The organism is Burkholderia cepacia, assembly GCF_001039005.1.
GTDB lineage: Bacteria > Pseudomonadota > Gammaproteobacteria > Burkholderiales > Burkholderiaceae > Burkholderia > Burkholderia theae.
The window spans coordinates 1-25,664 of sequence record NZ_LDWR01000066.1; the positions used below are offsets into that span (position 1 = coordinate 1).

A 25,664-nucleotide genomic window follows, 5' to 3' on the forward strand; every position below is an offset into this window, starting at 1 on the left:
CGGCGCGCGCGCAGGCGCTGGCGCGACAGCACGGCGATCACCTGCTGGGTCGGTGCGCCGGACGGCAGCTCGTTGCGGATGCGATCGGGCACCATCGGCAGGCCCGCCCGCTGCCGGCGCAGCGCCTTGGCGATTGCCCGGCGGCATTCGTCCCCGTGGCAATCCCATTCATCGCGGATTCTCTGGCAATAACGGCATTGTTCCATGTGGGACAGTCTAACGCGTCTTGGGAAACGGCGAGACGCGCGGGCCGAACGCGATCACGCGCCGGGCGCGGCGCCGGCGAGCGCTTTCGCATGCGACTGGAAGCGGCGGTGTTCTTCCGGCGGAACGAGCGAGCCGCCCGTTGCCCAGATCACGTGCGTCGCCGCGCTTATGTCGATCGCGTGGCGGTGCAGGTAGTCGCGGCCGATGGAAGACTGCGTCAGCCAGCCGGGCCCGCCGACGGCAGCCGCGGCCGACGGTTCCAGTTCCACGCCGGTGGCGCGCTGAACCGCGAGCAACTGCGCGTAAAGCTGCTGATCGCTGACAGTGAAGACGCCCGACAGCAGCGACGCCATCAGCGGGCCGACCAGATGCGAGGCTTGCGCGACGGCCAGGCCATCGGCCTCGGTCCGGTTGTCGAGCCCCACGTCGTAGACGGACACCGGCTGGCGGGAGCCGGCGGCAAGCTGGACCAGCATGCACGGCGACGCGACGGGCTCGGCAAAAAAGCAATGCACGTGCTCGCCGAACAGCGCCTTGAGGCCGTACGTGATGCCGCCCGGTGCGCCGCCGACACCGCACGGGATATGGACGAAGAGCGGATGTGCGGCATCGACGCCGCGGCCCGCCCCGGCGAGCTGCGCGGCGAGATGCCGGGCGCTGGCGGCGTAACCCAGGAACAGCATCAGCGAGCCTTCGTCGTCGACGAAATGGCAGCGCGGTTGATGGCGCGCCTGCGCTCGTCCGGCCGCGACGGCTTGCGCATAATCGCCGTCGTGCTCGACCACGCGAACGCCGCGTTTTCTCAGGCGCGCCTTCTTCCACGGCTTCGCGTCGGTCGACATGTGAACGACCGACTCGAACCCCAGCGCGGCGGCCATCACGCCGATGCTCAGGCCGAGGTTGCCGGTGCTGCCCACGATGACGGTGTGCGTGGCGAACAGCGCGCGTGCGGCGGTCGACGCCAGGATCCGCCGGTCTCCCGCAGGTTCGAGCAGCCCGTGTTCGATCGCGATCGATTCCGCGAGCGCGAGCACTTCATGAAAGCCGCCGCGCGCCTTGATCGAGCCGGCAACCGGCAATGCGTCGTCGCGCTTGATGAACCACGCGCCGTGCGCGTCGGCCGGGTGCGACAACGCGCGCTGCAAGTCGTCCGCGGGCATCAGCGGCGACTCGATTTTTCCCGCACTTGCCGCAAGCTCGGGAAAGAGCTCGGCCATCAGCGGTTCGCATCGCGCCAGCCGGGCTTCCGCCGTCGCAATGGCGTCGAACGATGGCGCGTCCTGCGGCAGCGGGCTGCCGGTTTCGGGGTTCAGCCACAGCAGCGGATGGCGGGATTGCAGTCTGGCTAATAGGTCGGCGGGTTGGAGCGTCACGGTCATGGATCGGCCTTGTGTTCGTCAAGCGGGATGCTGGACGGCAATGCTACGATTCCCGCAGACTGCGCAAAAGCGCCGATTTCTAATGAATGTATTAGCGTGACTTATGTCTATGCGACTTGATGGTTCGATCCTCGGTGCGTTGCTCTGCTTTGAAACCGCCGGCCGGTTGCTGAGCTTCACGAAGACGGCGCAGGCGTTCAATCTGACGCAAAGCGCTGTGAGCCAGCAGATCCGGCATCTGGAAGACCGGCTCGGTTATTCGCTGTTCGTGCGCCAGGCGCGCGGGCTGAAGCTGACCGAGAAGGGCGGGATCCTGCTCGGGACGATGTCGAGCGCGTTCTTCGACATCCATCGCACGCTGCAGGCGCTCGACATGTCGGATGCGCCGCTGCAGGTGAGTTGTCTGCCGTCGTTTGCGTTGCAATGGCTGATGCCGCGCCTGACCGAATTTCACCGGCAACAGCCGAACGTGTCGGTTCGCTTGAAAGCCGAGTTTCAGGTGCTGGACCGGCAGGCCATGGAGTCCGACGACATCGACGTGGCGGTGCGCTACGACCCGGTGCAATACAGCCGGCTGCATGCCGACGTGATCCTCGACGAAACGCTGTTTCCGGTCGCCACGCCAGCGTATCTGGCGAAGCATCCGTCCTTCGCCAAAGGGAAGTCGCTCGACGGCATCGTCTTGCTGCACGACGCCGCGCCGTGGGTCGGCGCGCCCGAGTTCGTGGAGTGGCGCACGTGGCTGGAGGCAGTCCATCCGGCGTGGATCGCGCAGCTGGGCGGACCTCAGTTCAATTTCTCTAGCCTTGCGATCACGGCCGCGTTGAACCATCAGGGTGTCGCGATGGCGCGCGCGGCGCTGGTGCATGACGAGATTGCGAGCGGACGGCTTGTCGATGTGTTCGGCACGCACGTGCGTGCGCCGGCGCGCTATGTGCTGCTTTCCCGCAACCCCGAGGATCCGCGTACGGCGGCGTTTTCGGACTGGCTCAAGGCCGAGTGCGCGCGCTTCGACGAAGCGCGACCGCGCCTGCTTCCGAGCGGGAGCAGGCAGGCGTGACGTGTGTGGCGGGATTCGATGCGAATGGCTTGCGCATCGACGGGTGTTGCGCGCGTCAGCGGAGCGACCAGATTCCCCAGATGGCGATCAGCAGGCCAAGGCCGAATCCGCAGCCCAGCAACACATAGGTTTCCATTTCGTGCCTCTGAAAACGTGGCGGCGCCGATGTCGGCATCGGCGCGCGAGTAGCAAAGTCGGTAACGTATCGTCCGCATCGTTTCACGATGTCCGGTGCCGTCGGGTGCGGCGATACGTCGGGTCCGCGAATACTACGCCTTGCAGCTTTCAGAACGCATGCGCGATCGAGGGCGGTGCGGCACGCCGTTACTTCGCGACGGCGTGCCCGTTGCCCGTCTGGGTCACCTGCGATCCGCCGTGCCGGAATACGCCCGATTTCCAGATCATCTGCGATGCCGCGGCGAGCACGAACAGCAGGACGACCATCCTGAAGATCCGGGGCGACATCTTGTCTCGCAGCGGGCGCACGAGCCACATGCCGGCAATGGCCGGCAGGCTGGCCGCCGCCGAGATCGCGAGGTCGGCGCCGCTGGCGTGCGCGGCGCCGCTGAACGTCGTGATCAGCGTGACGATCGACACCACGAGGATGATCGCGATCTGCTTCGTGAACACGCGTCCGGTCGCGCCGGACGAAATCAGGTAGGTGGCCAGCAGCGGGCCCGGCACCGACGCGATGCTTTCCATCAGCGCCGCGCCGAACCCGAGCACGAAACCGACCGGCTTCTGCCACGCGTCCGGCAGGTTGAGCTTCGGCGCGGCGAGCATCAGCGTCGCGGCGAAGATCAGCAGCGCGCCGGATGCGGCCTGGGCGTGCCCCGGATTGAGCGACAGGAGAATGGCGACGCCGACGACATTCCCGATCACGGTGCCCGCGATCGGCGCGGCGATCTTCCGCGCCGTCGCCAGTACCTGGCCGCCTTCCAGCGCCTGCGGGATGTTGCCGAGGATGATCGGCATCGACAGCAGCAGCACCGCGTGCCGGATCGGCAGGAACTGGCTGAGTATCGGCATCGCGATCAGCGGCACGCCGATGCCCGTGATCCCCTTGGCCATGCCGCCCAACAGCAGCGCGACGGCGATGCCGGCCAGATCGAGCGGGGTGAGCGCCTGCAGGCTGGAGACCAGCACACCTTCAGTGAGATTGAAAGGAATCATGGCGTGGCATGTCGCGGGATATCCGGCAGCGAGCGCTGCCGATGGAGTCCGTTGCGGTCGCGTGCGTTTTGCATGGTTTCGTTCTGGATGGGCTTGAACCGGTCATTCGATCGCGTCGCAGCTTTTCAGACGGCCGGGTGCGCCTGCAATCGACGTGTCGATTCGACGACGCATCTTACCTGAGCGTCGCGGCGGACATCTGCGTCGGCCGCCGCGCAGTTGCAGTGACGTCTGCCGGTCCGTCGCACTGGTTCGATATCATTCATGACGGCTGGCCGTATCATGTACGGCGTACATACCTTGAATTGAGGAGACCCGATGACGCTTGCCCAGTTGCAGGCTCTGGCTGCCGTAGTCGAACTCGGTTCGCTCACGGCCGCGGCCGACCGGCTCAGCCGCAGTCAATCCGCGATCAGTCATGCGTTGACCGAACTGGAGGACATCACGCAGGTCAAGCTGCTCTGGCGCGACCGGCAGCCGGTCGTGCTGACGGCGGCGGGCGAACGCCTGTGGCCGTACGTCCAGAACGTGGTTCGGGAGGCGCAGATGCTGCGCCAGCAGTTCAGCCTGTCGCGCGGCAAGCTTGAAGGGAAGCTGGTGGTCGCGTCGTTGCCGAGCGTATCGCTGGCGTTCGTCGTGCCCGCGCTCGAGGCGTTGAAGGAGATGCATCAGGGCGTGTCGGCGGTGCTGCTCGAGGGCACGGACAGCGAAGTCGAGGGCTGGCTCGACGACGGTACCGCCGACGTCGGCGTGGTGGCCGGCACGAAGACGTTCGCTAACAATCTGCCGCTGCTCGACGAGGATTTCGTCGCGGTCGCGGCGGACGGCATGTTCGCCGGCCGCAAGCGCGTGTCGGCCAGGCAGTTGTCCGCGGCGCCGTTCATTTTCTCGAAGGCAGGGTGCGGGCCGGTGATCGCCGATTATTTCGCGCGTGGCGGCGCGCCGCTGCGGGCCGCGTTCAACGTGGTCGAGATGCGCACCATTCTTTCGATGGCGGAGGCCGGCATGGGCGTGTCGATCGTTCCGCGCATCACGCTCACGTACACGCCGTTCGGCGGCCGCGTGCTGGAACTGTCGCCGAGGCTGCATCGTTCCGTGCGGCTGTCGTGGAATGCGGCCGGCAACGCGATCACCGACGAATTCGTGAGGCTCGTCGACGCACAGCGTGCGAAGGCAGCGAAGGCGCTCCAGACCCGCGCGAACAAAGGCAGGTAACGCGCGGCCGGCGCGATGAAAAGCGTTCATGGGCGACTTGCAGCTTATTCATGATGTCGGTGGTCGAGATGCAATACATTGTTCGAACCTCGTCACCCTGACTGTGCTGCCCCGAAGGAGATTGCCGTGCCGGCGTTGCCCACCTTGTTTGCTTTCGGACTCGTGTCGCTCGGCATGGTGCTGACGCCCGGACCGAACATGATCTACCTGGTTTCGCGCTCGATCTGCCAGGGCCGCCGTGCCGGCCTGGTATCGCTCGGCGGGGTCGCGCTGGGGTTCGTTTTCTATATGTTCTGCGCGGCGCTGGGTATCACCGCGCTGGTGCTGACCGTGCCGTATGCGTACGACGCGTTGCGTTTTTGCGGCGCGTTGTATCTGTCGTACCTCGCGTGGCAGGCGCTGAAGCCGGGCGGCCGCTCCGCGTTCCAGGTCCGGCAGTTGCCGCATGACAGCCGCGTCAGGCTTTTCACGATGGGTTTCGTCACGAACCTCGCGAATCCGAAGATCGCGGTGATGTATCTGTCGCTGCTGCCGCAGTTCATTTCACCGGGGCACGGCAGTGTGCTCGCGCAATCACTGGCGCTCGGCTGCGTGCAGATCGCGGTGAGCATCAGCGTCAATGCGCTGATTGCGTGCATGGCCGGTTCCATCGCGGGTTTTCTCGCGGGGCGGCCGGTCTGGGCGTCGGTTCAGCGCTGGTTGATGGGCACCGTGCTGGCCGGATTGGCGGTGCGTATCGCGCTGGAGTCGCGAAGCTAACGATGACGGGATGAAAGCCACAAGCATCGCGTCGATGCTTGCCGCCGTGCTCCCGCTACGCGGCGGAACGGGCGTTCCGCTCGTTATACGCGTCGCTTGGGATTCCATGCCTTATGGACGAACTCGAGTCGGTTATCGTCGAAGTCCGCAACGTTGGCGGCGTAGTAGCCGGGCGCGAAGTAGGTGCGATCGGCCGGTTTTCCCTCGTCGGTGCCGCCGGCTTTGATCGCAGCCGCATAGGCGGCGTCGACCAGCTCGTTGCTGTCGCAGACGATCCCGAGGTACAGCCCGGTCTCGCCGGGATTGCGTCGACGCAGCCAGATGCTCGATCCGACCGCCGTTCCGTTGCCGTACATGTCGTCGCCGATGCCGTAAAGATCGGGGACGCCCGCGGGGCCCGACGACGAGTCGTAGTTGCCGAACAGGCGCCAGCCGAGCGGCTTCAACGCTTCAGCGTAGAAAGCCAGTGACTTGTCGATGTCGGTGACGGAGAGGTAGACGTGGTCGATCATGGGGGGGCCTTCGACGTGGGGGATGAGTCGCGTTTGTTCATACCGATATCTGACGCAGTAAACCGGCGGATGCACTGCATGAACCCGCATCCACCGCGTTTGCTCGTCTAACCGGAAACCGAACAAGTCGCGATGCCAATCTAGCATCCCGACGCGAAGCTGGCGAGCGCGCAGCAAGCGGCTTCGTCACCCGTGGCAGTTGCCCTCGGCATCCTTCCCGACCGGGACTGGCGCTGTTTTTTCACTGCGTCGGCTGCGTGTCGAGAGCCAGCACATGATCGACCCGCCGCACACCATCAACGCGCCTTGCCAGAATCCGATCGATAGCGGCGCATGCAGCAGCGTCGCGGCGAGCGCGGCGGCGAGCACCGGCGTCAAGTACGACGCGCCGACGATGATCGTCACGTTGCCGTGCATGATGCCGGTGTTCCACGCGGCGTAGCCGAACCCCAGCGCCGATGCGGCCAGCACGACATACACGATCGCGTGGAGGCTGAACGTCATGCCGCCGCCGCCTTCGATCGCGAACTTGATCCAGAGCATCGCGGCGACCGCTATGAAGAACGGCGTGACGCCGTTCTTGCCGTCGGCAATGCGTGCCGTCACCGTGCAATAGCCGGCCCAGATCAGCGCGCCGAAAAAAGCGAGGCCGTAGCTCAGCGGATTGTCCGCGACGTTGTTCAGCATGCCGGCCGGATCGAGACCCTGGTCGCCGCCGAGCACCCGGCAGATGCCGAGCATCGACAGCAGCACACCGGGCACGACGAGCAGGTTGGCGCGCTGTTTGTTGAACAGGATGGCCGCGACCAGCGTGAAGCTCGGCCACAGATAGTTGACCATCGCGACTTCGATCGCTTGTCGGCCGTTGCTCGCATACCCGATCGACAGCGCCAGGCACAGCTCGTACGAAACGAACAGCAGCCCGCCCCAGAGCAGGTACTTTTTCGGGAATCGGCTCAGGTCGGGAAAGCCGATCGAAAACAGTAGCAGTACCGACGCCACCGTATAGATCATCGCGGCGCCGCCGGTCGCACCGAGACTTTCGCTGACCCCGCGAACGAGGGCGACCACCGAGGCCCACAACAACACCGCGCCGAGCCCGACGAGCGTTGCCTTATTCCTGCGCTTCATGCTTCCTGCTTGTTTCGACATTCAAATTCGGGATTGGATGATTCGGTTCCGCTCGCGTGTGCAGCGACCGCGGACGGCAATTCAATGTGGCTGTTGCGTCCGGAGATGCGTAGTTTACAGGGGGCGAGCCGGCAGGGACGAATGGCGGGCGTTGATGGCGAGACGACGCCACGCGTGCGGCTGCTTCAGGCGAGTGGGTGAAACGGGGCAGCCGGTCATGCGTCGTCGATGTGCCATGCCGCGCCGATTGCCGACAACGCGCGTCCGATCGAGTCGAGCATCGCGTTTCGTGTCGGGCCGAGCGTCGTGACCAGGAAGAAGCCGTCTTCGTCGGCCGACAGGCCGATCAGCGGCCAGCCGCCGGTGTCGTCGCGAAGTTCAAGTTGACGTCGGTCGGGATCGATGTCGATATCGCCATGCGTTTGCCGCAGCGCACGCGCGATGGCATCGAATGCGTCGGCCGACGGAAGGGTGTGGATGCGGTATTCGAAACTCATCTGCATGGGCCGGTGTGCGAGGCGGGCAGTCTAACCTGCCCGACGGCATCCCCGTCCGTCGATGCGGACGCAACCGGCGCAACCGGCGCCCGCCGCGGCGGGCGCCCGCCCGATCAGCGCTCGTGCCGCTTCTTGCTCAGCTCGATCGTTTCGAACAGCTCGTAATCCGCGGTCGGGTGCTGGTCGGCGCCCGGCGCATGGTAGTAGCGCATCGTGATCGTCGTGTGCCCGCCCGGCTTGCCCGGGTCGTGGTCGAACACGGCGATCCCGTACCCGGTGCCCGTATCGCGGCGCGCGGACCAGATCGCATCCTCGAGCGCATCGGCCGGCTGGCGCACGAACGTGTTCGGCGCCGTACCCGGCACCGGCCGGTTCGGTTTCGTGAACACCTTGGCCCGTGCAAAGCCGGTTGCCGGATTCTCGCCGTACACGTCGAGCGGCGCGCTGGTGCCGCCGCCGCCGAGGATCAGGTGGATCGTGCCGTGGCTCGTGTCGAACTTCGTCCGGTCCGGGTCGTTCGATCCGACCGGACGCGGCTGCAGCGTCTCGACCACTTCGCCGGTCGACGCGTCGACGCCCGCGCGGTGATTGCAGCCGCGCACCGGGTAGCTGCGCTCGTAGTCGTGATCGTGGCCGCACAGCACGAGGTCGACGCCGTAGCGGTCGAACAGCGGCAGCCATGCCTCGCGGATGCCTTTGTCGGAACCGTTGCCCGTCTTCGACGAACTGAGCGCGTCCTGGTGCATCTGCACGACGATCCAGTCGATGTCGTCGTCATGTGCAGCATGACGCAGCGTGTGTTCGAGCCAGCGCGTCTGCTCGCCATTGCTGTAACCGCGCACGTAGAACGACGTGCCCGGTTCGATCGGCGGGCGGCCCGTGCTCGCGGCCGGCACGAGCGGGGCGGGGCCGCCGACGAACGCGGCGGCGTCCTGGTACACGACGTCATCGGCGTCGAGCGACACGAACAGCACCGAGCTCACGCGGAAGCTGTACCAGCGGCCCGGAAAGCGCGTGCCGTTTTCCGGCAGCGTATAGCGCGCGAGATACGAGTCGAGGCCCTGCGGGCCGTTGTTGAACTCGATCTCGTGATTGCCGGGGCACGGCATCCACGGGCGATTCGCGGCCGACGTCTGGTTGTTGTTGCCGAAGTCGCGCCACACCTCGGGCTGGTGCGCGGGGTTCAGGTTCGCGTAGCAGAGGTCGCCGTTCAGCAAGTGGAACAGCGGCTGGAACTGCTCGACGGCCTGCACCGCGAAGCGGCTTTGCGGCGACGACAGCACCCACGCGCCGTTCGGCGTTGCGAGATCGCCGTAGCTCGTGAAGCGGAACGGCGCGCGGCCGCGCGGCGCGGTCGAGATATTCGCGGAGAACGGCTGCGCGGCATTGCTGTCGTTGTCGGCCGTGATCTCGTAGCGGTAGTGCGTATTCGGCTTCAGCCCGTGCACGCGCGCGTGGTAGGCGAACACGGTCTCGCCGTTCAGGCCGTCCGTGTACAGGCGCTGGACGCCGTGCACGGTGCGCGGCGGCTCGCCGTCGGCGACGATGCGCGCGCGCGGATTGACGGCCGGCGCGAGCGATGCCCACGAGATCACGACCTCGGACGTGGGGTCGTTGCCCCATGTCAGGTGGACCTGTTCGGGCGTGCCGTCCGGATTCGACGCGGCGGCCCTGGCAGCTGCGAGGCCGCCCGCGGCGGTGGCGAGGCCGGACACGCCGGCGAGTTTCAGGAAGCCGCGACGTGACACGGACGCGGCCGGCTCGTTCGGCTGGGCGGGGAGATTGTCCTGGTTCGACATGGTCGTAATTTTCGTTGATGAGGACGCGAGATGTGGAACCGCCAGGTCGTGCGAAAGCGCGAGCACGGCCGGGGCGTGGGCCGGAAGCGAGCGGGATCCCGGTGTCACGCATTGTCGAAGGGCAGTTTTGCCGGGTTGTGACAGCACGGCAACCCGGCGGGAGTGTGCGCTGGCGCGTCACGATATCCAGCCCGCTCCGACGCGCATCCGGTCCGGCCGAATTTTTTTGCCGATACCGCGACGGATTTTTTTCGCCCGCGCCGTTTAACGCATGAACGGCCGCTTCCGGCCGATGCCCGTTACTTCGGAGTCTTTCATGAAACTTTCTGTTCCATTGCGGTTTGCCGCGGCATGCGTGGCCGCGCTGGCGGCGTCCGCGACATTCGCGCAGGCCGTCATCGTCGCGCCTTACGCGCCGCCGGCGCCGCGTGTCGAAGTGATGCCGGCGCCGCGCGCGGGCTACGTGTGGGATCAGGGCCACTGGCACTGGCAGCAGGGCCGCTACGTCTGGATTCCGGGGCACTGGCAAGTGGTGCGCGTCGGGTACCACTGGGTGCCCGGGCACTGGGCCGCGCGCGGCCCGGCCTGGCGCTGGGTGCCGGGCCACTGGGCCTGACGTGTACGCCGTCGCGCGGCACGCGGTGCCGGCGCGGCGGATCCTTCACGCAACGTCATGAGTCGAAGCCATGCCTTTTCGAACCATCGTGATACTGGCGGCCGCAGCCATCGTGCTGGCCGGCTGCGTCGTGGTGCCGGCGCGTCCGGCGTATTACCGGCCCGCGCCGGTCGTCGTATATTGAGCACGCCGGCCGCCGGTCGCGCGGCCGGCCGACAGGATCGAGATGCCGCTCGAACCGGATGTCGATGAAACGGACATGGCCGACGCCGTGTGCGAGGCCGGGCGCGAAACGCGCGGCGTCGCCGAACAGTCGGCGTGGCGCCGTCCGGTGATGGCCCGACGCATGCAAGGAGAGCACGACGATGAGCTTCAGCCGGGCGGCGGGCACACCTGCCGGCACATGGCGGCGCACGCGCGCCGCGCTGCGGAGCAGGCTGCGTTGAGCGATCGCGGCGACCGCGATCCGGACGCGGAACTCGTCGCGCGCGTCGGCGCGCGCGATTCGTCGGCGGTGCGCGTGCTCGTCGCGCGCAAGCTGCCGCGGCTGCTCGCATTGGCGACGCGCATGCTCGGCGACCGGAACGAAGCCGAGGACGTCGCGCAGGAGACGTTCTTGCGAATCTGGAACCAGGCGCCGCGCTGGCGCGAAGGCGAGGCGCGCTTCGATACGTGGCTGCATCGTGTCGTGCTGAACCTGTGCTACGACCGGTTGCGCGGCCGGCGCGAGGAGCCCGTCGATACGATGCCCGACGTGCCGGACCCGCAACCGGAGCCGGCCGCGCATGCGGAACTGCGTTCGCGCGATGCGCGCGTGCGCCAGGCGCTCGCCGCGTTGCCGTCCCGGCAGCGGGAAGCGCTCGTGCTCCAGTACTATCAGGAAATGTCGAATGTGGAAGCGGCCAACCTGATGGGCATCACCGTCGATGCGCTGGAAAGCCTGCTTGCGCGCGCGAGGCGCAACCTGCGCGCGCAGCTGGCCGGCGACACACCTAGCGAGGACAAGCGATGACACCCGAACGATTTCGTACCATCGTCGCCGCATACGGCTCGGACGCGCGGCGCTGGCCGAGCGGCGAGCGCGCGGCCGCCGAGGCATGGGCGCACGCGAACCCGCGCGAAGCGCTGCTGGCACTGGACGATGCCGCCGACCTCGACGCATGGCTCTCGAACGACATGATCGCACCGCCCGCGCCGGCGCTCGTCGAGCGCATCGTCGCGTCGGCGCCCGCGCCGCAACGCGCGCGTCGGCGCGGCACCGTGTGGTGGTCGGGCGCGGCGTTCGCGGGCGTCGGCCTGGCCGGCGCATTGGCGGGCGCGGTGGCCGTGTCGATGCTGATGCTCGGCAGCGTGCCGCAATCGCTGCATGAACCGGGTTATCTGACGACGACCTTCGGCGGCCCGAGCGTCGATTGGAGCGACGAATGAGTGAACGCAGCTGGAAATTCATCCTCGTCGGCTCGGTCGTGCTGAACGTGTTCATGCTCGGCGCGATCGGCGGCGGCGCGTATCAGTGGTTCTCGACGCATCGCGACCTGCACGCGGAGGGTGCGCCCGCGCAACGTACCGCGTTGCGTTTCGCGGCGGACGAATTGCCCGATGCGCGGCAGCGTGAGTTCGCCGCCGCGCTGAAGGCGGCGCGCAAGGACGGCCGCGATTTCGCGCGGGAAGGGCGCGACGGCCGGATCACCGTGCTGGACCTGCTCGCCGCCCCGCAACTCGATCGCGCGGCGATCGACGCCGCGCTCGACCGCACGCGCGCGGCCGACACCGCGCTGCGGGCGCAGGTCGAGCGCAGCGTCGTCGATTTCGCGGCGACGCTGACGCCCGAGGAGCGCGTGAAGTTCGTCGACGGGTTGCAGCGCAGCGGCAACTGGCGTTTGCCGCCGAAGCTGCAGAAGAAACCGGACGCGCCGGCGAGCCAGTAAGAGACTGTTTCGAAAAGCGATCCGCTTGCCGCCTTGCAGGAGATCGGACAGAATCGCGACGATCAAACCGGCTCGGACGTCCGTTTCGCCCAGCGCGGCGGATTCGCATATTGGCGCTCATATGCCTCCTCTTGTCGAAGCAATCCTTGACTGGGTCACGGTATCGCTAGCCGCACTCGGTCTGCTCTGCATGATGATCTGGCCGATGACACCGGACCGGTGGGTGTTCGAGGCCGGCTATGCATGCGTTCCCGACGGTCGAAGCCTGATCCTGTCTCCGCGGCGCATGCGCTTCGGGCACTTCGTCTGGTGGTCGTTCGGCTTCGGTCTGGGCGCCATGGGGCTGGCCTGCGTGATCGGCGTACCCGCGTTGGCCGGGACCCTGACCGGAAACGCATCGCATGCATGGTACGAATGGCTCGGCCTCGGCGTCACCGGTGTGCTCATGATCGGTCTGGGTGTTCTGTTGATCTGGATCGGCCGCAAGCTGATGCGCGCGCGCTGGTTCGCCGGCCCGCTGCGTGAAACCCGCTTCTGCTGGCGCGACGAAGAGCGCTGGATCGATATCAGCACCACACGCCTGCTACGCAAGCCGGTGCTGAATACGTACGCGTGTCGCGATCTGGATCGCCTGCTGGTTGGCGGTCGACGAAGTTTCGACGGCGCGGTCGTGGGCGGCTCGCTGGTGACGATCCGGCGCGATCTGGTGCAACTCGTGCTCGTTTTTCGCAACCGTCGGCCGATCGATCTGATGGGCCGGATCGATGATGGTGATGAAGCGCGCCGCATGGCCAACATGATCGGCGTCTGGTGCGGCATCGACGTGCAGCGGGTCGACGGCTTGCCGGACGTGACGCCGTTCAACTTCGACCGGATCTGACCTTACCTGCCGTTGACGGTGCGCGCCATGGGGGCCCGTTGATTGCCATGCGTCATGCAGATGTAGGCCGATCCAGGCGCGGCCGCCCAATTCCTGATTGACTTGCGTCGTTGTCGCACATCGCCTCCGCCGACTCTCCCGTTCCTCGCTTTCCCGATCCCCCAAAAATATTTGCCATCCCCGCGACGGATTTCCCGGTGCCCCCGCGTTAAACGTGGGTACGCACCGCAAGAGAGCCCGTCATGGACCACCCGAACGACATCACGCCGGCCGCCATCGCGCTGAACCGCTTCGGTCTCGGCGCGCGGGCCGACGAAGCACCGCCTGCCGACCCGAAGGCGGCGCTGGTCGCGCAATTCGACCGTTACGACGCGCGGCCCGCCGCGTGGGCCGGCGAGCCCGACGCGGTGGCGCTCGCGACACGCTTCGCGAACGCGCGCAACGCGATGACGGGCGACGACGCGGCCGCGAAACGCGCGACCGCGCAATCGATCCGCCGCGACGGCTACGACGCGTATCGCAGCGCGGTCGCCGCGCGACTGAACAGCGCTCTGAACACGCCCGCGCCGTTCGTCGAGCATCTCGTGCATTTCTGGGCGAACCATTTCGCGGTATCGGTCGACAAGGGGCAGGTCGCCGCGTACGCGGGCGCATTCGAACGCGACGCGATCCGCCCGCACGTGCTCGGCCGCTTCGAGGACATGCTCGTCGCCGTCGAACAGCATCCCGCGATGCAGATCTTCCTCGACCAGGCGCGCTCGGTCGGCCCCGACAGCCCGGCCGCGATGCGCGCGCAAGCGCGCAATCCTTCCGCGAAGCGCGGGCTCAACGAGAACCTCGCACGCGAAATCATGGAGCTGCACACGCTCGGCGTGCGCACGGGCTACACGCAAGCCGACGTGACGGAATTCGCGCGTGCGCTGACCGGCTGGAGCATCGCCGGCGGGAACGGGCCGCAGCCGGGCGATGCCGCGCCCGGCGCGTTCGTGTTCCGCCCGAAGCTGCACGAGCCGGGCACGCGCACGGTGATGGGGCGCACCTACGACCAGCCGGGCGAAGCGCAGGCGCGCGCGATCCTGCACGACCTCGCGCATTCGCAGGCAACGGGCCGGCACATCGCATTCCAGCTGGCCCGTCATTTCGTCGCCGACAATCCGCCACCGGCGCTGACCGACCGGCTCGCCCGCGCGTTCGATGCGAGCGGCGGCGACCTGCCGACCGTCTATCGCGCGCTCGTCGATGCGCCGGAAGCATGGGCGCCGGTCAACCGCAAGTTCAAGACGCCGTGGGAGTGGGCCGTGTCGTCGCTGCGCGGGCTTGGCTGGCGCGACACCGGCGAGTTGAAGGCCGCGCCGCTGCTCACGCAGCTCGGCCAGCCGGTGTGGCGGCCGGGCTCGCCGGCCGGCTATGACGACGTCGCCGCGAGCTGGGCCGCACCTGACGCGCTCGTGCGCCGCGTCGAGATCGCGCAGCGCCTGGCCGCACGTACCGGCGACCGGCTCGATCCGCGCACGCTCGGCAACACGCTGCTGGCCGGTTCGATGAGCGCGCCCACCGCGACCGCGTTGTCGCGCGCCGAAAGCGCCACTACGTCGCTCGCGCTGCTGCTCGTATCGCCCGATTTCCAACGGAGATGAACATGGCACTGTCCCGCCGACAATTCCTCAGCGTCGCCGCCGCCGGCGCAGGCGCGATCCTCGTCGCGCCGCGGATCGTGTTCGCGAACGTCGCGACCGACCGGCGCTTCGTGTTCGTGATCCAGCGCGGCGCAGCTGACGGCCTGAACATCGTCGTCCCGTATGCGGAACCGGCGTATGCGTCGCTGCGCGGTGCACTCGCGATCGATACGTCGGCCGCGACGCGGCTCGACGGCACGTTCGCGCTGCATCCGTCGCTCGCGCAGACCGCGCAGTTGTACCGCGACGGGCAGGCGCTGTTCGTCCACGCGATCGCGTCGCCGTATCGCGACCGTTCGCATTTCGACGGCCAGAACGTGCTCGAGACGGGCGGCCGCGCGCCATACCAGGTGAAGGACGGCTGGCTGAACCGGCTCGCCGCGCTGCTGCCGGCGACGCGCGAAAGCGCGATCGCGTTCGCGCCGACCGTGCCGCTCGCGTTGCGCGGCACCGTGCAGGCCGCGTCGTATGCGCCGTCCGGTTTGCCGGCCGCACCGGACGACCTGCTCGCGCGCGTGTCGGCGCTCTACGAGGCCGACACGCAGCTCGGCCCGCTGTGGCAGTCGGCGATGGACGCACGCGGCCTCGCCGGCGATGCGCACGCGCGGCAGGATCCGGCGGGCGTCGGCAAGCTCGCGGCGACCTTCCTCGCGCGCGACGACGGCCCGCGGATCGCGATGATCGAGACGGGCGGCTGGGACACGCACAGCGCGCAGAACGCGCGCCTCGCGAATCAGTTGAAAGCGCTCGACACCATGCTCGCCGCGCTGCGCGACGGCCTCGGCCCCGCGTGGCAGCACACCACGGTGCTGGTTGCGACCGAGTTCGGCCGCACGGCCGCGGTGAACGGCACGGGCGGCACCGATCACGGGCAGGCGTCGGTCGCGATGCTCGCTGGCGGCGCGGTCGCGGGCGGTCGTGTGATCGCCGACTGGCCGGGGCTGCGGCCCGGCGACCTGTACGAAGGGCGCGACCTGAAACCGACCGCGTCGCTCGATGCGCTGATCTCGGGGGCGGCCGCCGAAAGCCTGCGGCTCGATCCCCGCCGCACCGCGTCCGCGCTGTTCGCGGAAAGCGGCGAGACGCGGCCGATGACCGGCCTGATCCGCGGGGTTGCGTGACGCGGCGCGTTGCCGCGTTCGTCCCCGTCGACCGATGACACAACAGGGAGAATCGAAGATGAAGCTCCGATCCGTTTCGCTTGCCGTGCTGGTGAGCGTGAGTGCCGCGCTGATGTCCGCATGCGTGGTCGAACCCGTGCGGCCACCGCAGCCGGCGCCCGTCGCCGAGGTGCCGCCGCCACCGCCGGCACCGGGTTATCGCTGGGCAAAGGGGCATTACCGCTGGGCCGGCAATCACTGGGCATGGGTGCCCGGGCACTGGGTGGCCGTGTACTGATCGGGCGTGACGTGCCGCGTGCCGCGTGCCGTGCGGCGCGGGTGCCGGGAAGCAGGGCGGCGTATTGAACCGCGATGCGCATTGGCCTAAGCTTCCGAATCCCGGCGACGGGCATTCGACGGCGGGCATTCCCGTTCGTCCATCACGGCGAGCCGATGCGCGGCCGCCGTTTTTTCTACGGCACCCACATGAAGGCATGGCTCGTTGCACTGGCCGTCGCGGCCGGCATGACCGGCGCGCAGGCTGCGTCGTTCGACTGCGCGAAGGCGTCCACGTTCGTGGAGCGCGAAATCTGCGGCAATCCGGCGTTGTCGCGTCTCGACGATGCGCTCAACGCGGATTACAAGCACGTCGTCGACGATTTCGCCAATTATCCGGTCGAGGATCCGCCCGAATATCACCAGTTCGTCGCGAGCCAGAAGGTATGGCTGAAGGCGCGCAACCGCTGCACGACGACGCAGTGCCTGATCGACAGTTACCGCAAGCGCATCGACGTGTTGTGCGGCCAGATCGACGTACCGGTGGAAAGCGACCGCGCGAAGTGCCGCAGCAACGGCGGTCTTGGCGGACTCGAACTCGTCCACTGAGCACCGGGACGAAACACGGGCCGGCGTCGACATCGACATCGGCGACACGCATTCGCGCGCAGCACGCGGAGCGTCTGCTATCTACCACCCGATCCGGTGCTTCTCCTCCGTCTCGCGATGGCGCCAGTCGTCGTCCGCGTGCAGGTACTGGCTCGTCGTCGTGAGCGATGCGTGGCCGAGGTTGTCGCGTACGAGCCGCAGGTCGACGCGGCCGTCGGCCATATGCGAGCCCGCGCTGTGGCGCAGCCAGTGCGCGGACGCCTGTTCGAGCACGCGCGCCTGTTCGTCGCCGGCCGCGCCGTTCGCGCGCAGCCGGTCGGCCGCGTGCTGGAACACCTGCTTGACGATCCGGTGCAGCGCCGCACGCGTGAGCGGTTTGCGCGCCTGGCCGACCGGCAGCACGAGCGGCGTGGGCTCGCCGTCGGACGGCAGCGCGGGCAGGCCGTGCGCGCGCCGGTAGCGCGACAGCTCGGCCATCATTTCGTCGGTGGCCGGCACGAGCCGCTGCCGGCCGCCTTTGCCCGTCACGTCCAGCCACCAGCGGTCGTGCCCGTTCGCGTCGCGCCGGCAGAAGAACTGGCCCATCGTCGTGTCGGCCGCTTCGGTGATGCGCAGCCCGCCGAGATACAGCAGCGTGAACAGCCAGCGCGCGCGATCCGCATGGAAGCATGCACGCGCGTCGTCGCGCGGCATCGCGGCGATCGCGTCCTTGACCGACTGCCACAGCGGTTGCCCGAGATGGCGCGTGACGCGCGGCGCGGGCCGGCGTTGCCGCTGCCGCGACAACGCGAGTGGATTGCCGGCCAGATAGCCGGCCTGCACGAGCCACGAGAACATCACGTTGAGGATCACCAGCGCCTGCCGCTGGCTGGCCGCCGACAGCGGCCCGTAGAACGGCCGCCAGCGCGGATCGTCGCGCGGATGCTTGCGGCCGCCGTTCGCGCACCACAGGTCGGCCGGCGCGGGCGCGAGCAGGAACTGCCTGTAGACGACGAGATCCTCGTGCGTGAGCGACGACAGCGGCTTGCCGCATGCGATCACGGCCCACAGCAGCAGGCGCTCGGCTTCCTTGCGGTAGTTCTGGAACGTGGTCGGCGTATCGACGAAACGCGCGAGCCATGCGCGCACGGCGTCGAGGTCGTTGGTCGCGGCAATCTGCGGGTGCGCGCTGCTCGAGCGGTTGGTGCCCGCGCGTCCGTCGAGCGCGGCCGGCACGGTCAGCGTATCGATCGGCAGCGGGCGCAGCGCGGCGTCGGACGGAACGGGTGAGGTCATGCGGAGGGTGGCGCAGTGCGTGCCGCGCGGGCGTGGTCGGGCGGACGAACGCAGCGCGACGAAGCGTATCGGGAAGCGCTGATGGTACACGATCGTCATGCGGTGAATCGGTCGTCGACGGCGCTCGCTAGACCGGCAACATGAGCGGCATGACTGCGCGACGAACGTATCGCGCGGCACGAACGCGTCACCCCAGCGACAGCACGCTATTCAACAACGTTCGCACGAGCGTCGCCTGCCGCGTCACCCCCGTCTTCGAAAAAATCGCGCGCAAATGCGAGCGCGCGGTGTTCTTGCTGATCGCGAGTTCGTCGGCCGCTTCCTCGAGCGTCTGCCCGTTGACGAGCGCGAGCGCCAGCGCGGTTTCGGCCGGAGTGAGGTCGAACAGCTTGCGCACGATGTCGTGCGACGCCTGCGACTTGCGTTCGGCATCGCGGATGAACACCGCGCACGCCGGCCGGCGCGGATTGTCCTCCGACCATTCGCTCAACGGCACCGCGCGGATCAGCACGCCGAGCCGCGGCTTGCCGGACGGGCGCGGCACCGCGATCGCCTGCACGACCGACGGCACGCCGCCCGCGCGTTCCGCGAGCACCTGGCGGATCAGCTTCTGCAGCTTGCGGTCCTCCAGCGGATACGACGCTTCGAGCGCGCCGCCGCGCACGCGCAGGCCGTCGCATTCGGCGAAGATCTCGTCCGCGACGGAATTGGTCTTCATGATCGTGCCGCGCTCGTCGAGAATCGCGGTGCCGACGAGCATGCGGTCGATCGTGCTCGCATACAGCGTGCGCTCGGATTCGACCATCCCGAACTTCGCGTGCAGCCGCACCGCGCGCTTCAGATGCGGCAGCAGCGCGTTGCAGGCGGCCTTGTCGGTCGCGGAGAACGCGGCGCCGCGATGCGAACGGCACACGCGGAAACGGCATTCGACGCCGTCATGCGTGCGCAGGTCGGCGCCCATCAGATAACCGACGTCGAGCGGTTTCAGGAACTCGGCATACATCGCGCTGTTGCGCCAGACGCCGACGCCGAGCAGCTCGTCGACGGTGACGACGCGATCGGTCGGCAGGTTCACGAACGGATCGAGCGCGTAATAGTAGTTGTTGTACGACGCGACACCCGGCAGCGGCGCACTGTGGTCGGACGCATTGATCATCAGCCCCGCATGGCCGCTGGCGGGCCAGCGCAGGATCATCGTCACGTAGTTCGCATGCAGATGCGCGCGGATCTGCTCCAGCGCGCCGCCCCACGGCACGTCTTCCAGCGGGCCCTCGTAGATTCTCGTGAGCAGCGCGTCGAATTGCTCGAGCGTCAGTTTCGATTGGGCAAGGTGCGGCGGAAGGGCCGCGGGCGCCGTGGTCATTCGGGTTGTCTCCTGTTGCGGCCGCCCGGTCGCAAGGCGCCCGGCGTGCACGTGCGGACCGCCGGCGGCGAGGCGCGCGGCTGAACCGGAACACGGTAACGTGTCGGCGTGCGCGCCACATCGCACGAATGAGGGGGGTGATTCGCTTCTCTTCTGTAAGCTATTTGTTAACTTTCTCGCCGCGCGGGCCGTCTAATCGGCCCTCTAACGCTCCCAGAGGAACATCAGATGATTCGCCAATCCAGAACGCTGCTCGGCGCGGCCGTCATTGCCGGCAGCACGCTCCTCGCCGGATGCCAGACCAACGCGGCCGTCACGGCCTCGAACGCGGCCCGCCCGGCCGACGGCCGGCCGGTGACCAGGACCGTCTATGTCGCGCCGCAATCCGCGCGCTGCACGGGCGTCGCGCCGATGGAATGCCTGCAGGTGCGCAGCAGCCCGAGCGAGCCGTGGAGCCTGTGGTACGCGGGCATCGAAGGTTTCGCATACCAGCCTGGTTACCTGTACACGCTCGAAATCGACGAATACCCCGTCGTGCAGCCGCCGGCCGACGGCTCGTCGATCCGCTGGGTGCTCAAGCGCGTCGTCGAGCGCCGCCAGGCGAACTGACGGCCGCGCTCACACGGACGGCCGCGACGCCACCGCACGCGGCGGCGCGGCCGTATCGATCCGCCGGAACACGACGGACGACAGCAGCGTGACCACGCCCATGCACGCGAACGACAGCATGAACCCGTGCGCCATCGAGCCCCAATAGGCGGCGAACAGGTTGACGAGGCCGCCGCCGATCGACACGCCGAGCCCCATCGCCAGCATCTGCATCATCGTGAACAGGCTGTTGCCGCTGCCGGCGTCGGCATGCGACAGCCCCTTGAGCGTCACGCCGTTCATCGCCGCGAACTGCATCGAGTTCGCGGTGCCGAACACGATCAGCAGCACGATCTCCAGCACCGGCGCGGGCCGCGCCGACACCAGCGCGAACCCCGCAATCGCGCAACCGACGATCCCCGTATTCACGACGAGAAACGCCGCGTAGCCGAAGCGCTTCACGAGCGGCGCGATCCAGCGTTTCGCGATGACGCCCGCGATCGCGGCCGGCAGCATCATCAGCCCCGACTGCAGCGGCGTATAGCCGAGCTGCACCTGCATCAGCAGCGGCAGCATGAACGGCACCGAACTCGTGCCGATCCGGCACAGCAGGTTGCCGAGCAGCCCCGAACCGAAGTTCGGCTCGCGGAACAGCCCGAGCCGGAACAGCGGCTGCGCGCGCCGCCGCGCGTGCGGCAGGTACGCCAGCGCGCTCGCCAGCCCGAGCACGGCGAGCCCGGCCGCCCAGGCGGCGCGGTGCGCGGACATCGGCGGGTCGATCGCGAGCGACAGCGCGATCATCGCGACCGACAACAGCGCGCAGCCGACGAAGTCGAACGGCGGCGGCTGCTTGGCCTGGTCGTGCGGCAGGTAGCGCTGCACGGCGACGTAGCCGACGACGCCGACCGGCACGTTGACGATGAACACCCAGTGCCATGAAATCGCCTGCGTGAGCCAGCCGCCGAGCGTCGGCCCGACGATCGGGCCGAGCTGGCCGGCGATCGACACGAATGCGATCGCTGCGACGTACTGTTCGCCCGGCACGCGGCGCAGCACGGCGAGCCGCCCGATCGGCAGCAGCATCGAGCCGCCGATACCCTGCACGGCGCGCGCGACGACGAGCTGGCCGAGCGTATGCGACGCCGCGCAGCCGATCGACGCGAGCACGAACACGAGGATCGCGACCGAGAACACGCGGCGCGTGCCGAACCGGTCGGCGAGCCAGCCGGACGCCGGCGTGAGCATCGCCATCATCAGCGTGTAGGCGACCACGACGGGTTGCATCGCAAGCGGCGACGCGTGCAGGCTTTGCGCGATCGAAGGCAGCGCGGTGTTGACGATCGTCGTGTCGAGCGACTGCATGAAGAACGCAGCGGCGACGATCCAGAGCAGCACGGAGTGAGTGGGTTCCCGGGACATGGCGAAATGGGTGGTGCGAAAGCCCGGCGCGGGCGGCGCCGCTGCGCGGTCGCGCGGCGCCTGCCGGTCTACAAGCGCTCGATGGTACCGATTCCGATGGTCATCGGGAAGCCGCCTGAAGACATTGACTGTCATCGTTTATGCCGATGACAATGCGGGATGCTCAATCCCGTCTGGCTCAAGACGTTCGCGACCGTCACGAACTGCCGCAGCTTCACCGAAGCAGGCCGGCAGCTCGGGCTCAACCAGTCGAGCGTCAGCGAACACATCCGTCGCCTCGAAGAGAGCGTCGGCCGGCGGCTGTTCGTGCGCGACACGCATTCGATCGCGATGACGGCCGACGGCGAGGCGCTGCTCGTGCATGCGAACGTAATACTGCAGGCGCTGAACCGCGCGGAATCGCAGTTCCGCAAGCCGCGGCTGCAGGGGCGCGTGCGTCTCGGCGCGTCGGACGATCTCGCGCTCGTCGCGCTGCCGGACGTGCTCGCGGCGTTCCGCGCCGCGCACCCCGACGTTGCGCTGGAGATCACGACCGGCATGACGAGCCGGCTCTACGAACTGATGGACGCGGGCGCGCTCGACCTGATGGTCGGCAAGCGGCGACTCGGCGAGCGGCGCGGCACGCCGTTGTTGCGCGCGCGGCTCGAATGGGTCGCGCGGCCCGGCACCGTCGTCGATCTGGAGCGGCCGCTGCCGCTCGTGCTGGTCGCCGAGCCGAGCGTCACGCGCGCGGTCGTGCTGAATGCGCTCGCGGAAAAGGGGATCGGCTGGGAGGTCGTCTGTTCGAGCAGCAGCCAGCCGGGCTGCATCGCGGCCGCCCGTGCCGGGCTGGGGCTCACCGCGACATCCCAGTATCTGTCGGCGCGCGGCCTGGCGCCGCCCGTGAACGGCGACGGGCTGCCCGTGCTGCCCGACGTCGAATTCATCGCGCTGGCCGCGAAGCGGCTCAGCCAGCCGGCCGGCACGCTGCTCGAACTGCTGGAGACCAGCGACCTGCGCGCATCGGGCGCGGACGCATAGCGCGCCTGCCGCGTCTGCCGCACCTGCCACGCGTGATCCGCGCGCATCCGGTGCCCGCACCGCGCATCGTCATGCCGACCGTTTCTGCGAAATCACGAGCAGCGCGCCGTTCTTGTCCTCCAGCACCGCGCGAAATTCGTGCGGCCCGGCCTGCACGGGCACGCGCACCGATGCGCCGGCCTTCACGACCCGCGCCATCGCCGCATACAGATCGTCGTCCTCGTCGACGCGCAGCGTGAGCGCCGCGCGCTCGACGATCTGCTCGTCGCCGGCCACCAGCGCGATCGTCAGCGGGCCGCCGTCGAGCGCGCAATAGCGGTCGCCGTCGCGGAACTTCACGGTCAGGCCCAGCCCGTCGACGAACAGCGGCAACGCCGTGTCGATGTCGTCGACCGGATACAGCAGCATCGATACCTTCATCCCGGATCTCCCTTGTCTTGATGTGGGCGGCGTGCAATGCGCCGCCGCTCGATGCTAGCGCGCCGTTCGCGCGCTCACGCAGTCCGATCGGATGACCGTGAAACCCCTCTGTCCCCGCAGGCATGCCGTTACTCCAAACAGACGATGCCCGCGCCCGCCCGCGCGCCGACACTCCCATTCGTGGACCGTCGCTATTGGTCCGTATCGTGCGGGCGGGCCGCACGACCCCGACTCGTCCAACAAACATGGAGACGCACGCAATGAAGTTTTCCCTCATCTACGAAGCCCAGACCACCGACGCATCGCGCGAGGGCGACCACCGGGTGTTCAAGGAGACGGTCGAACAGGCGCTGCTCGCCGAGCAGGTCGGCTTCGACACGATCTGGTGCGTGGAGCACACGTCGCTGACCAACTATGCGCACATGAGCGCGCCGGAAACCTTCCTTGCGTACCTGGCCGGCCGCACGACGCGCATCGGCCTCGGCCACGGCGTCGTGTGCCTGCCGCCGGCGATGAATCACCCGATCAAGGTCGCCGAGCGCGTCGCGCTGCTCGACATCCTGTCGGGCGGCCGCGTGCACTTCGGCGTCGGCAAGGGCGGCAGCCAGCAGGAAGCGGGCGCGTTCGGCTACGACCTCAACGAACTGCAGCCGATGATCGACGAGTCGATGTACCTGGTGCCGAAGATGTTCGTGCAGGACGAGATCGAGCACGACGGCAAGTACATCAAGATCCCGAAGCGCCCGATCCACCCGAAGCCGTTCCAGGATCCGCACCCGCCGATGTATCTCGCGTGCACGAACACCGACGCGCTGCTGCGCGCCGGCCAGCGCGGGATGGGCGCGCTGGTGCTCGGTTTCGGCGGCCCCGACGAAGTCGCGAAGAAAAACGCGGTGTACCGCGAAGCGTGGGCGAACCGCAAGCCGGAAGACCAGGTCGGCTTCCGCCCGACCCAGCACCTCGCGGCGCTGTGCCCGACGGTCGTGATGGCCGACGGCCAGGCGGCCCGCAAGATCGGCATTCGCGGCCAGCGCTATTTCATGGAATCGCTCGCGTACTGGTACACGGGCGGCGAGCGGCCGGACCCGGCGAAGTGGGGCGACGACCTCGTGCAGGCCGACACCGGCGAGATGGTGATCCGCTCGCGCTTCGCGTCGGAGGAAGTCGTCGTGAACTTCGCCGATCCGGCGCTCGCGATGATGAACCCGAACCACGCGTACGGCACGGTGGACGACTGCATCGGCTACGTCGGCCGCCTGCAGGAAGCTGGCGTCGACGAAGTGCTGTTCCTGTGCCAGATGGGCACGGTGCCGCATGAAGCGCAGATGGAGACGATCCGCAACATCGGCGAGCACGTGATCCCGTTCTTCAACAAGGAGAAGGAACGGGCCTGCGCGTAAGGCCGGCCGCGCCGCGCCCGTCGTCCCTTCGGACGATGCGGCGCGGGCGCGCGACGCCGACCATCGGCGGCAGGACCCATCGCTCGCGGCGCGGGCCGCGACGAACAACTTTGAGAGAGACCGGAGCAGGCGCCGCGGCGCACGCTCCGTTCCACAGGAGACATTCGTGCATCGCGACAACGATACGAACGCACTGGCCGCCACGCTGATCGCCCGGGCCGAGGCGCTTGCGCCGACGCTGGCCGGCCGTGCCGCGCAGGCGGAAGCGCAGGGCCGCATCCCGGCCGAGACGATCGCCGACATGCAGGCCGCCGGCTTCTTCAAGGTGCTGCAGCCGAAGCGCTACGGCGGCTACGAGCTCGATCCGCAGACCTTCTTCGACATCCAGATGGCGCTCGCGCGCGGCTGCATGTCGACCGCGTGGGTGTACGGCGTCGTCGGCGTGCACAACTGGCAGCTCGCGCTGTTCGACGAGCGCGCGCAGCAGGATGTGTGGGGCAACGACCCGGCGACGCTGATCGCGTCGACCTACATGCCGGTCGGCCGCGTGACGCCGGTCGACGGCGGTTTCCGCCTGTCGGGCCACTGGAAGTTCTCGAGCGGCAGCGAACTGTGCGAATGGGTGTTCCTCGGCGCGCTGGTGCCGGCAGCCGTTGCCGGCCAGCCGCCCGAATACCGGACCTTCCTGCTGCCGAAATCCGACTACCGGATCCAGCAGGACTGGGACGTGCTCGGCCTGCGCGCGACCGGCAGCCACGACATTGTCGTCGACGACGTGTTCGTGCCCGCGTACCGCACGCACAAGGCGATCGACGGGATGATGGGCACGAGCCCCGGCCTCGCGGTGAACGATGCGCCGCTGTTCAAGCTGCCGTTCGCGCAGATCTTCGTGCGCGCGGTGTGCACGTCGTGCATCGGCGCGCTGCAGGGCGCACTCGACGATTTCACCGGCTATGCGGCGACGCGGGTGTCCGCGAACAGCGGCGCGAAGACGACCGACGATCCGGGCGCGCAGAACGCGTGCGCGAACGCGGCCGTCGCGATCGATGAGATGAAGGTGGTGCTCAAACGCAATTTCGCCGAACTGATGGCATCCGTCACCGGCGGCCCGGCCGTGTCGATCGAGCGCCGCGTGCATTTCCGCTACCAGTCCGCGCAGGTCGCCGAGCGCTGCGCGCAGGCCGCGAACGCGCTGCTGCGTTACGCGGGCGGCAACGGCATCTACCACCGCAATCCACTGGTGCGCCGCTTCCTCGACCTGCACGCGGCCCGCGCGCACTACGCGAACAACGTGGACCGTTTCGGCCAGAACCTCGGCGCCGTGATGCTCGGCCGCGAGAACACCGACTTCTTCATCTGACG

Annotated in this window: 27 protein-coding genes; 16 read left to right on the forward strand and 11 right to left on the reverse strand. The window is 68.2% G+C overall.

Annotated features, from left to right (window positions below; translation table 11 throughout):
- Together VL15_RS33180 and VL15_RS33185 are read right to left on the reverse strand one after the other, a co-directional pair.
- Window positions 1–206 (reverse strand): hypothetical protein (locus VL15_RS33180; RefSeq protein WP_048251111.1); only part of this gene is annotated, 206 nt, incomplete at its 3' end.
- Between the two features lie 54 nt (window positions 207–260).
- Window positions 261–1,586, reverse strand: a complete 1,326-nt coding sequence (locus tag VL15_RS33185) for a D-serine ammonia-lyase (protein ID WP_048251040.1) — start codon at window positions 1,584–1,586, stop codon at window positions 261–263.
- 103 nt (window positions 1,587–1,689) lie between these two features.
- Between VL15_RS33185 and VL15_RS33190 the strand changes: the two genes are divergently transcribed.
- Window positions 1,690–2,646, forward strand: a complete 957-nt coding sequence (locus VL15_RS33190) for a LysR substrate-binding domain-containing protein (protein ID WP_048251041.1) — start codon at window positions 1,690–1,692, stop codon at window positions 2,644–2,646.
- A gap of 324 nt (window positions 2,647–2,970) precedes the next feature.
- Here the strand turns inward: VL15_RS33190 and VL15_RS33195 are convergent, their stop codons facing one another.
- Complete coding sequence (locus tag VL15_RS33195; protein ID WP_048251042.1) at window positions 2,971–3,819, reverse strand: sulfite exporter TauE/SafE family protein; 849 nt, start codon at window positions 3,817–3,819, stop codon at window positions 2,971–2,973.
- A 318-nt stretch (window positions 3,820–4,137) separates the two neighbouring features.
- Here VL15_RS33195 and VL15_RS33200 point away from each other — a divergent pair, with 318 nt between their 5' ends.
- The gene (locus VL15_RS33200) at window positions 4,138–5,034 is read left to right on the forward strand and encodes a LysR family transcriptional regulator (protein ID WP_048251043.1); all 897 of its coding nucleotides are present in this window, start codon (window positions 4,138–4,140) and stop codon (window positions 5,032–5,034) included.
- Between the two features lie 126 nt (window positions 5,035–5,160).
- Window positions 5,161–5,793, forward strand: coding sequence for a LysE family translocator (locus VL15_RS33205; RefSeq protein WP_048251044.1), 633 nt, complete (start codon window positions 5,161–5,163; stop codon window positions 5,791–5,793).
- A gap of 83 nt (window positions 5,794–5,876) precedes the next feature.
- Here the strand turns inward: VL15_RS33205 and VL15_RS33210 are convergent, their stop codons facing one another.
- From VL15_RS33210 to VL15_RS33225, 4 genes are all read right to left on the reverse strand, one after another.
- On the reverse strand, window positions 5,877–6,305 hold the full coding sequence (locus tag VL15_RS33210; protein ID WP_048251045.1) for a VOC family protein: 429 nt from the start codon (window positions 6,303–6,305) through the stop codon (window positions 5,877–5,879).
- Window positions 6,306–6,491: 186 nt separating this feature from the next.
- On the reverse strand, window positions 6,492–7,436 hold the full coding sequence (gene yddG / locus VL15_RS33215; RefSeq protein ID WP_155420344.1) for an aromatic amino acid DMT transporter YddG: 945 nt from the start codon (window positions 7,434–7,436) through the stop codon (window positions 6,492–6,494).
- Window positions 7,437–7,651: 215 nt separating this feature from the next.
- Complete coding sequence (locus VL15_RS33220; RefSeq protein WP_048251047.1) at window positions 7,652–7,939, reverse strand: hypothetical protein; 288 nt, start codon at window positions 7,937–7,939, stop codon at window positions 7,652–7,654.
- Window positions 7,940–8,046: 107 nt separating this feature from the next.
- Window positions 8,047–9,732 (reverse strand): purple acid phosphatase family protein, encoded by a 1,686-nt coding sequence (locus VL15_RS33225; RefSeq protein WP_048251048.1) that lies wholly within the window; start codon window positions 9,730–9,732, stop codon window positions 8,047–8,049.
- 316 nt (window positions 9,733–10,048) lie between these two features.
- Between VL15_RS33225 and VL15_RS33230 the strand changes: the two genes are divergently transcribed.
- From VL15_RS33230 to VL15_RS33275, 9 genes are all read left to right on the forward strand, one after another.
- Entirely contained in the window at window positions 10,049–10,348 is a 300-nt protein-coding gene (locus VL15_RS33230; RefSeq protein ID WP_048251049.1) for a YXWGXW repeat-containing protein, read from the forward strand.
- A 226-nt stretch (window positions 10,349–10,574) separates the two neighbouring features.
- Complete coding sequence (locus VL15_RS33240; RefSeq protein ID WP_080971031.1) at window positions 10,575–11,360, forward strand: RNA polymerase sigma factor; 786 nt, start codon at window positions 10,575–10,577, stop codon at window positions 11,358–11,360.
- Window positions 11,357–11,776 carry a hypothetical protein gene (locus tag VL15_RS33245; protein WP_048251051.1) on the forward strand — a complete coding sequence of 140 codons (420 nt, stop codon included), beginning with the start codon at window positions 11,357–11,359 and terminating at the stop codon, window positions 11,774–11,776. Before VL15_RS33240 ends, VL15_RS33245 begins: the two co-directional genes overlap by 4 nt.
- Window positions 11,773–12,276: a periplasmic heavy metal sensor gene (locus VL15_RS33250; RefSeq protein WP_048251052.1), complete on the forward strand. Its 504-nt coding sequence runs from the start codon at window positions 11,773–11,775 to the stop codon at window positions 12,274–12,276. Before VL15_RS33245 ends, VL15_RS33250 begins: the two co-directional genes overlap by 4 nt.
- A gap of 190 nt (window positions 12,277–12,466) precedes the next feature.
- Complete coding sequence (locus VL15_RS33255; protein ID WP_048251053.1) at window positions 12,467–13,156, forward strand: phage holin family protein; 690 nt, start codon at window positions 12,467–12,469, stop codon at window positions 13,154–13,156.
- Between the two features lie 242 nt (window positions 13,157–13,398).
- Window positions 13,399–14,793 (forward strand): DUF1800 domain-containing protein, encoded by a 1,395-nt coding sequence (locus tag VL15_RS33260; RefSeq protein WP_048251054.1) that lies wholly within the window; start codon window positions 13,399–13,401, stop codon window positions 14,791–14,793.
- Window positions 14,794–14,795: 2 nt separating this feature from the next.
- Window positions 14,796–15,953, forward strand: coding sequence for a DUF1501 domain-containing protein (locus VL15_RS33265; RefSeq protein WP_048251055.1), 1,158 nt, complete (start codon window positions 14,796–14,798; stop codon window positions 15,951–15,953).
- 58 nt (window positions 15,954–16,011) lie between these two features.
- Window positions 16,012–16,230 (forward strand): YXWGXW repeat-containing protein, encoded by a 219-nt coding sequence (locus tag VL15_RS33270; protein WP_048251056.1) that lies wholly within the window; start codon window positions 16,012–16,014, stop codon window positions 16,228–16,230.
- A gap of 188 nt (window positions 16,231–16,418) precedes the next feature.
- On the forward strand, window positions 16,419–16,817 hold the full coding sequence (locus VL15_RS33275; protein WP_080971033.1) for a lysozyme inhibitor LprI family protein: 399 nt from the start codon (window positions 16,419–16,421) through the stop codon (window positions 16,815–16,817).
- A gap of 81 nt (window positions 16,818–16,898) precedes the next feature.
- On the opposite strand, the gene VL15_RS33280 is transcribed toward VL15_RS33275, so the two are convergent.
- Both VL15_RS33280 and VL15_RS33285 read right to left on the reverse strand, forming a co-directional pair.
- The gene (locus tag VL15_RS33280; RefSeq protein ID WP_048251113.1) at window positions 16,899–18,092 is read right to left on the reverse strand and encodes a tyrosine-type recombinase/integrase; all 1,194 of its coding nucleotides are present in this window, start codon (window positions 18,090–18,092) and stop codon (window positions 16,899–16,901) included.
- A 187-nt stretch (window positions 18,093–18,279) separates the two neighbouring features.
- Window positions 18,280–19,455, reverse strand: a complete 1,176-nt coding sequence (locus tag VL15_RS33285) for a helix-turn-helix transcriptional regulator (RefSeq protein ID WP_048251058.1) — start codon at window positions 19,453–19,455, stop codon at window positions 18,280–18,282.
- A 228-nt stretch (window positions 19,456–19,683) separates the two neighbouring features.
- On the opposite strand from VL15_RS33285, the gene VL15_RS33290 reads away from it, so the two are divergent.
- Window positions 19,684–20,064 carry a DUF4377 domain-containing protein gene (locus VL15_RS33290; RefSeq protein WP_048251059.1) on the forward strand — a complete coding sequence of 127 codons (381 nt, stop codon included), beginning with the start codon at window positions 19,684–19,686 and terminating at the stop codon, window positions 20,062–20,064.
- 9 nt (window positions 20,065–20,073) lie between these two features.
- Here the strand turns inward: VL15_RS33290 and VL15_RS33295 are convergent, their stop codons facing one another.
- Window positions 20,074–21,462 carry a DHA2 family efflux MFS transporter permease subunit gene (locus VL15_RS33295; RefSeq protein ID WP_048251060.1) on the reverse strand — a complete coding sequence of 463 codons (1,389 nt, stop codon included), beginning with the start codon at window positions 21,460–21,462 and terminating at the stop codon, window positions 20,074–20,076.
- 159 nt (window positions 21,463–21,621) lie between these two features.
- Here VL15_RS33295 and VL15_RS33300 point away from each other — a divergent pair, with 159 nt between their 5' ends.
- The gene (locus tag VL15_RS33300; RefSeq protein WP_048251061.1) at window positions 21,622–22,482 is read left to right on the forward strand and encodes a LysR family transcriptional regulator; all 861 of its coding nucleotides are present in this window, start codon (window positions 21,622–21,624) and stop codon (window positions 22,480–22,482) included.
- A gap of 69 nt (window positions 22,483–22,551) precedes the next feature.
- Here the strand turns inward: VL15_RS33300 and VL15_RS33305 are convergent, their stop codons facing one another.
- Window positions 22,552–22,902, reverse strand: a complete 351-nt coding sequence (locus VL15_RS33305) for a VOC family protein (RefSeq protein ID WP_048251062.1) — start codon at window positions 22,900–22,902, stop codon at window positions 22,552–22,554.
- Window positions 22,903–23,162: 260 nt separating this feature from the next.
- Here VL15_RS33305 and VL15_RS33310 point away from each other — a divergent pair, with 260 nt between their 5' ends.
- Both VL15_RS33310 and VL15_RS33315 read left to right on the forward strand, forming a co-directional pair.
- Window positions 23,163–24,302, forward strand: coding sequence for an LLM class flavin-dependent oxidoreductase (locus VL15_RS33310; protein WP_011355016.1), 1,140 nt, complete (start codon window positions 23,163–23,165; stop codon window positions 24,300–24,302).
- 166 nt (window positions 24,303–24,468) lie between these two features.
- Entirely contained in the window at window positions 24,469–25,662 is a 1,194-nt protein-coding gene (locus VL15_RS33315; protein ID WP_048251063.1) for an acyl-CoA dehydrogenase family protein, read from the forward strand.
- The last annotated feature ends 2 nt before the right edge of the window (window positions 25,663–25,664 follow it).

Excerpts from the sequence above, each read along its gene's own strand:
- yddG (WP_155420344.1), bottom strand. The coding sequence starts at position 7,436 with ATGAAGCGCAGGAATAAGGCAACGCTCGTCGGGCTCGGCGCGGTGTTG.
- VL15_RS33230 (WP_048251049.1), top strand. The coding sequence starts at position 10,049 with ATGAAACTTTCTGTTCCATTGCGGTTTGCCGCGGCATGCGTGGCCGCG.
- VL15_RS33255 (WP_048251053.1), top strand. The coding sequence starts at position 12,467 with ATGATGATCTGGCCGATGACACCGGACCGGTGGGTGTTCGAGGCCGGC.
- VL15_RS33270 (WP_048251056.1), top strand. The coding sequence starts at position 16,012 with ATGAAGCTCCGATCCGTTTCGCTTGCCGTGCTGGTGAGCGTGAGTGCC.
- VL15_RS33275 (WP_080971033.1), top strand. The coding sequence starts at position 16,419 with ATGAAGGCATGGCTCGTTGCACTGGCCGTCGCGGCCGGCATGACCGGC.
- VL15_RS33310 (WP_011355016.1), top strand. The coding sequence starts at position 23,163 with ATGAAGTTTTCCCTCATCTACGAAGCCCAGACCACCGACGCATCGCGC.
- VL15_RS33190 (WP_048251041.1), top strand. The coding sequence starts at position 1,690 with ATGTCTATGCGACTTGATGGTTCGATCCTCGGTGCGTTGCTCTGCTTT.
- VL15_RS33210 (WP_048251045.1), bottom strand. The coding sequence starts at position 6,305 with ATGATCGACCACGTCTACCTCTCCGTCACCGACATCGACAAGTCACTG.
- VL15_RS33290 (WP_048251059.1), top strand. The coding sequence starts at position 19,684 with ATGATTCGCCAATCCAGAACGCTGCTCGGCGCGGCCGTCATTGCCGGC.
- VL15_RS33285 (WP_048251058.1), bottom strand. The coding sequence starts at position 19,455 with ATGACCACGGCGCCCGCGGCCCTTCCGCCGCACCTTGCCCAATCGAAA.
- VL15_RS33250 (WP_048251052.1), top strand. The coding sequence starts at position 11,773 with ATGAGTGAACGCAGCTGGAAATTCATCCTCGTCGGCTCGGTCGTGCTG.
- VL15_RS33195 (WP_048251042.1), bottom strand. The coding sequence starts at position 3,819 with ATGATTCCTTTCAATCTCACTGAAGGTGTGCTGGTCTCCAGCCTGCAG.
- VL15_RS33280 (WP_048251113.1), bottom strand. The coding sequence starts at position 18,092 with ATGACCTCACCCGTTCCGTCCGACGCCGCGCTGCGCCCGCTGCCGATC.
- VL15_RS33295 (WP_048251060.1), bottom strand. The coding sequence starts at position 21,462 with ATGTCCCGGGAACCCACTCACTCCGTGCTGCTCTGGATCGTCGCCGCT.
- VL15_RS33225 (WP_048251048.1), bottom strand. The coding sequence starts at position 9,732 with ATGTCGAACCAGGACAATCTCCCCGCCCAGCCGAACGAGCCGGCCGCG.
- VL15_RS33305 (WP_048251062.1), bottom strand. The coding sequence starts at position 22,902 with ATGAAGGTATCGATGCTGCTGTATCCGGTCGACGACATCGACACGGCG.
- VL15_RS33265 (WP_048251055.1), top strand. The coding sequence starts at position 14,796 with ATGGCACTGTCCCGCCGACAATTCCTCAGCGTCGCCGCCGCCGGCGCA.
- VL15_RS33240 (WP_080971031.1), top strand. The coding sequence starts at position 10,575 with ATGCCGCTCGAACCGGATGTCGATGAAACGGACATGGCCGACGCCGTG.
- VL15_RS33185 (WP_048251040.1), bottom strand. The coding sequence starts at position 1,586 with ATGACCGTGACGCTCCAACCCGCCGACCTATTAGCCAGACTGCAATCC.
- VL15_RS33245 (WP_048251051.1), top strand. The coding sequence starts at position 11,357 with ATGACACCCGAACGATTTCGTACCATCGTCGCCGCATACGGCTCGGAC.
- VL15_RS33220 (WP_048251047.1), bottom strand. The coding sequence starts at position 7,939 with ATGCAGATGAGTTTCGAATACCGCATCCACACCCTTCCGTCGGCCGAC.
- VL15_RS33200 (WP_048251043.1), top strand. The coding sequence starts at position 4,138 with ATGACGCTTGCCCAGTTGCAGGCTCTGGCTGCCGTAGTCGAACTCGGT.
- VL15_RS33260 (WP_048251054.1), top strand. The coding sequence starts at position 13,399 with ATGGACCACCCGAACGACATCACGCCGGCCGCCATCGCGCTGAACCGC.
- VL15_RS33300 (WP_048251061.1), top strand. The coding sequence starts at position 21,622 with ATGCTCAATCCCGTCTGGCTCAAGACGTTCGCGACCGTCACGAACTGC.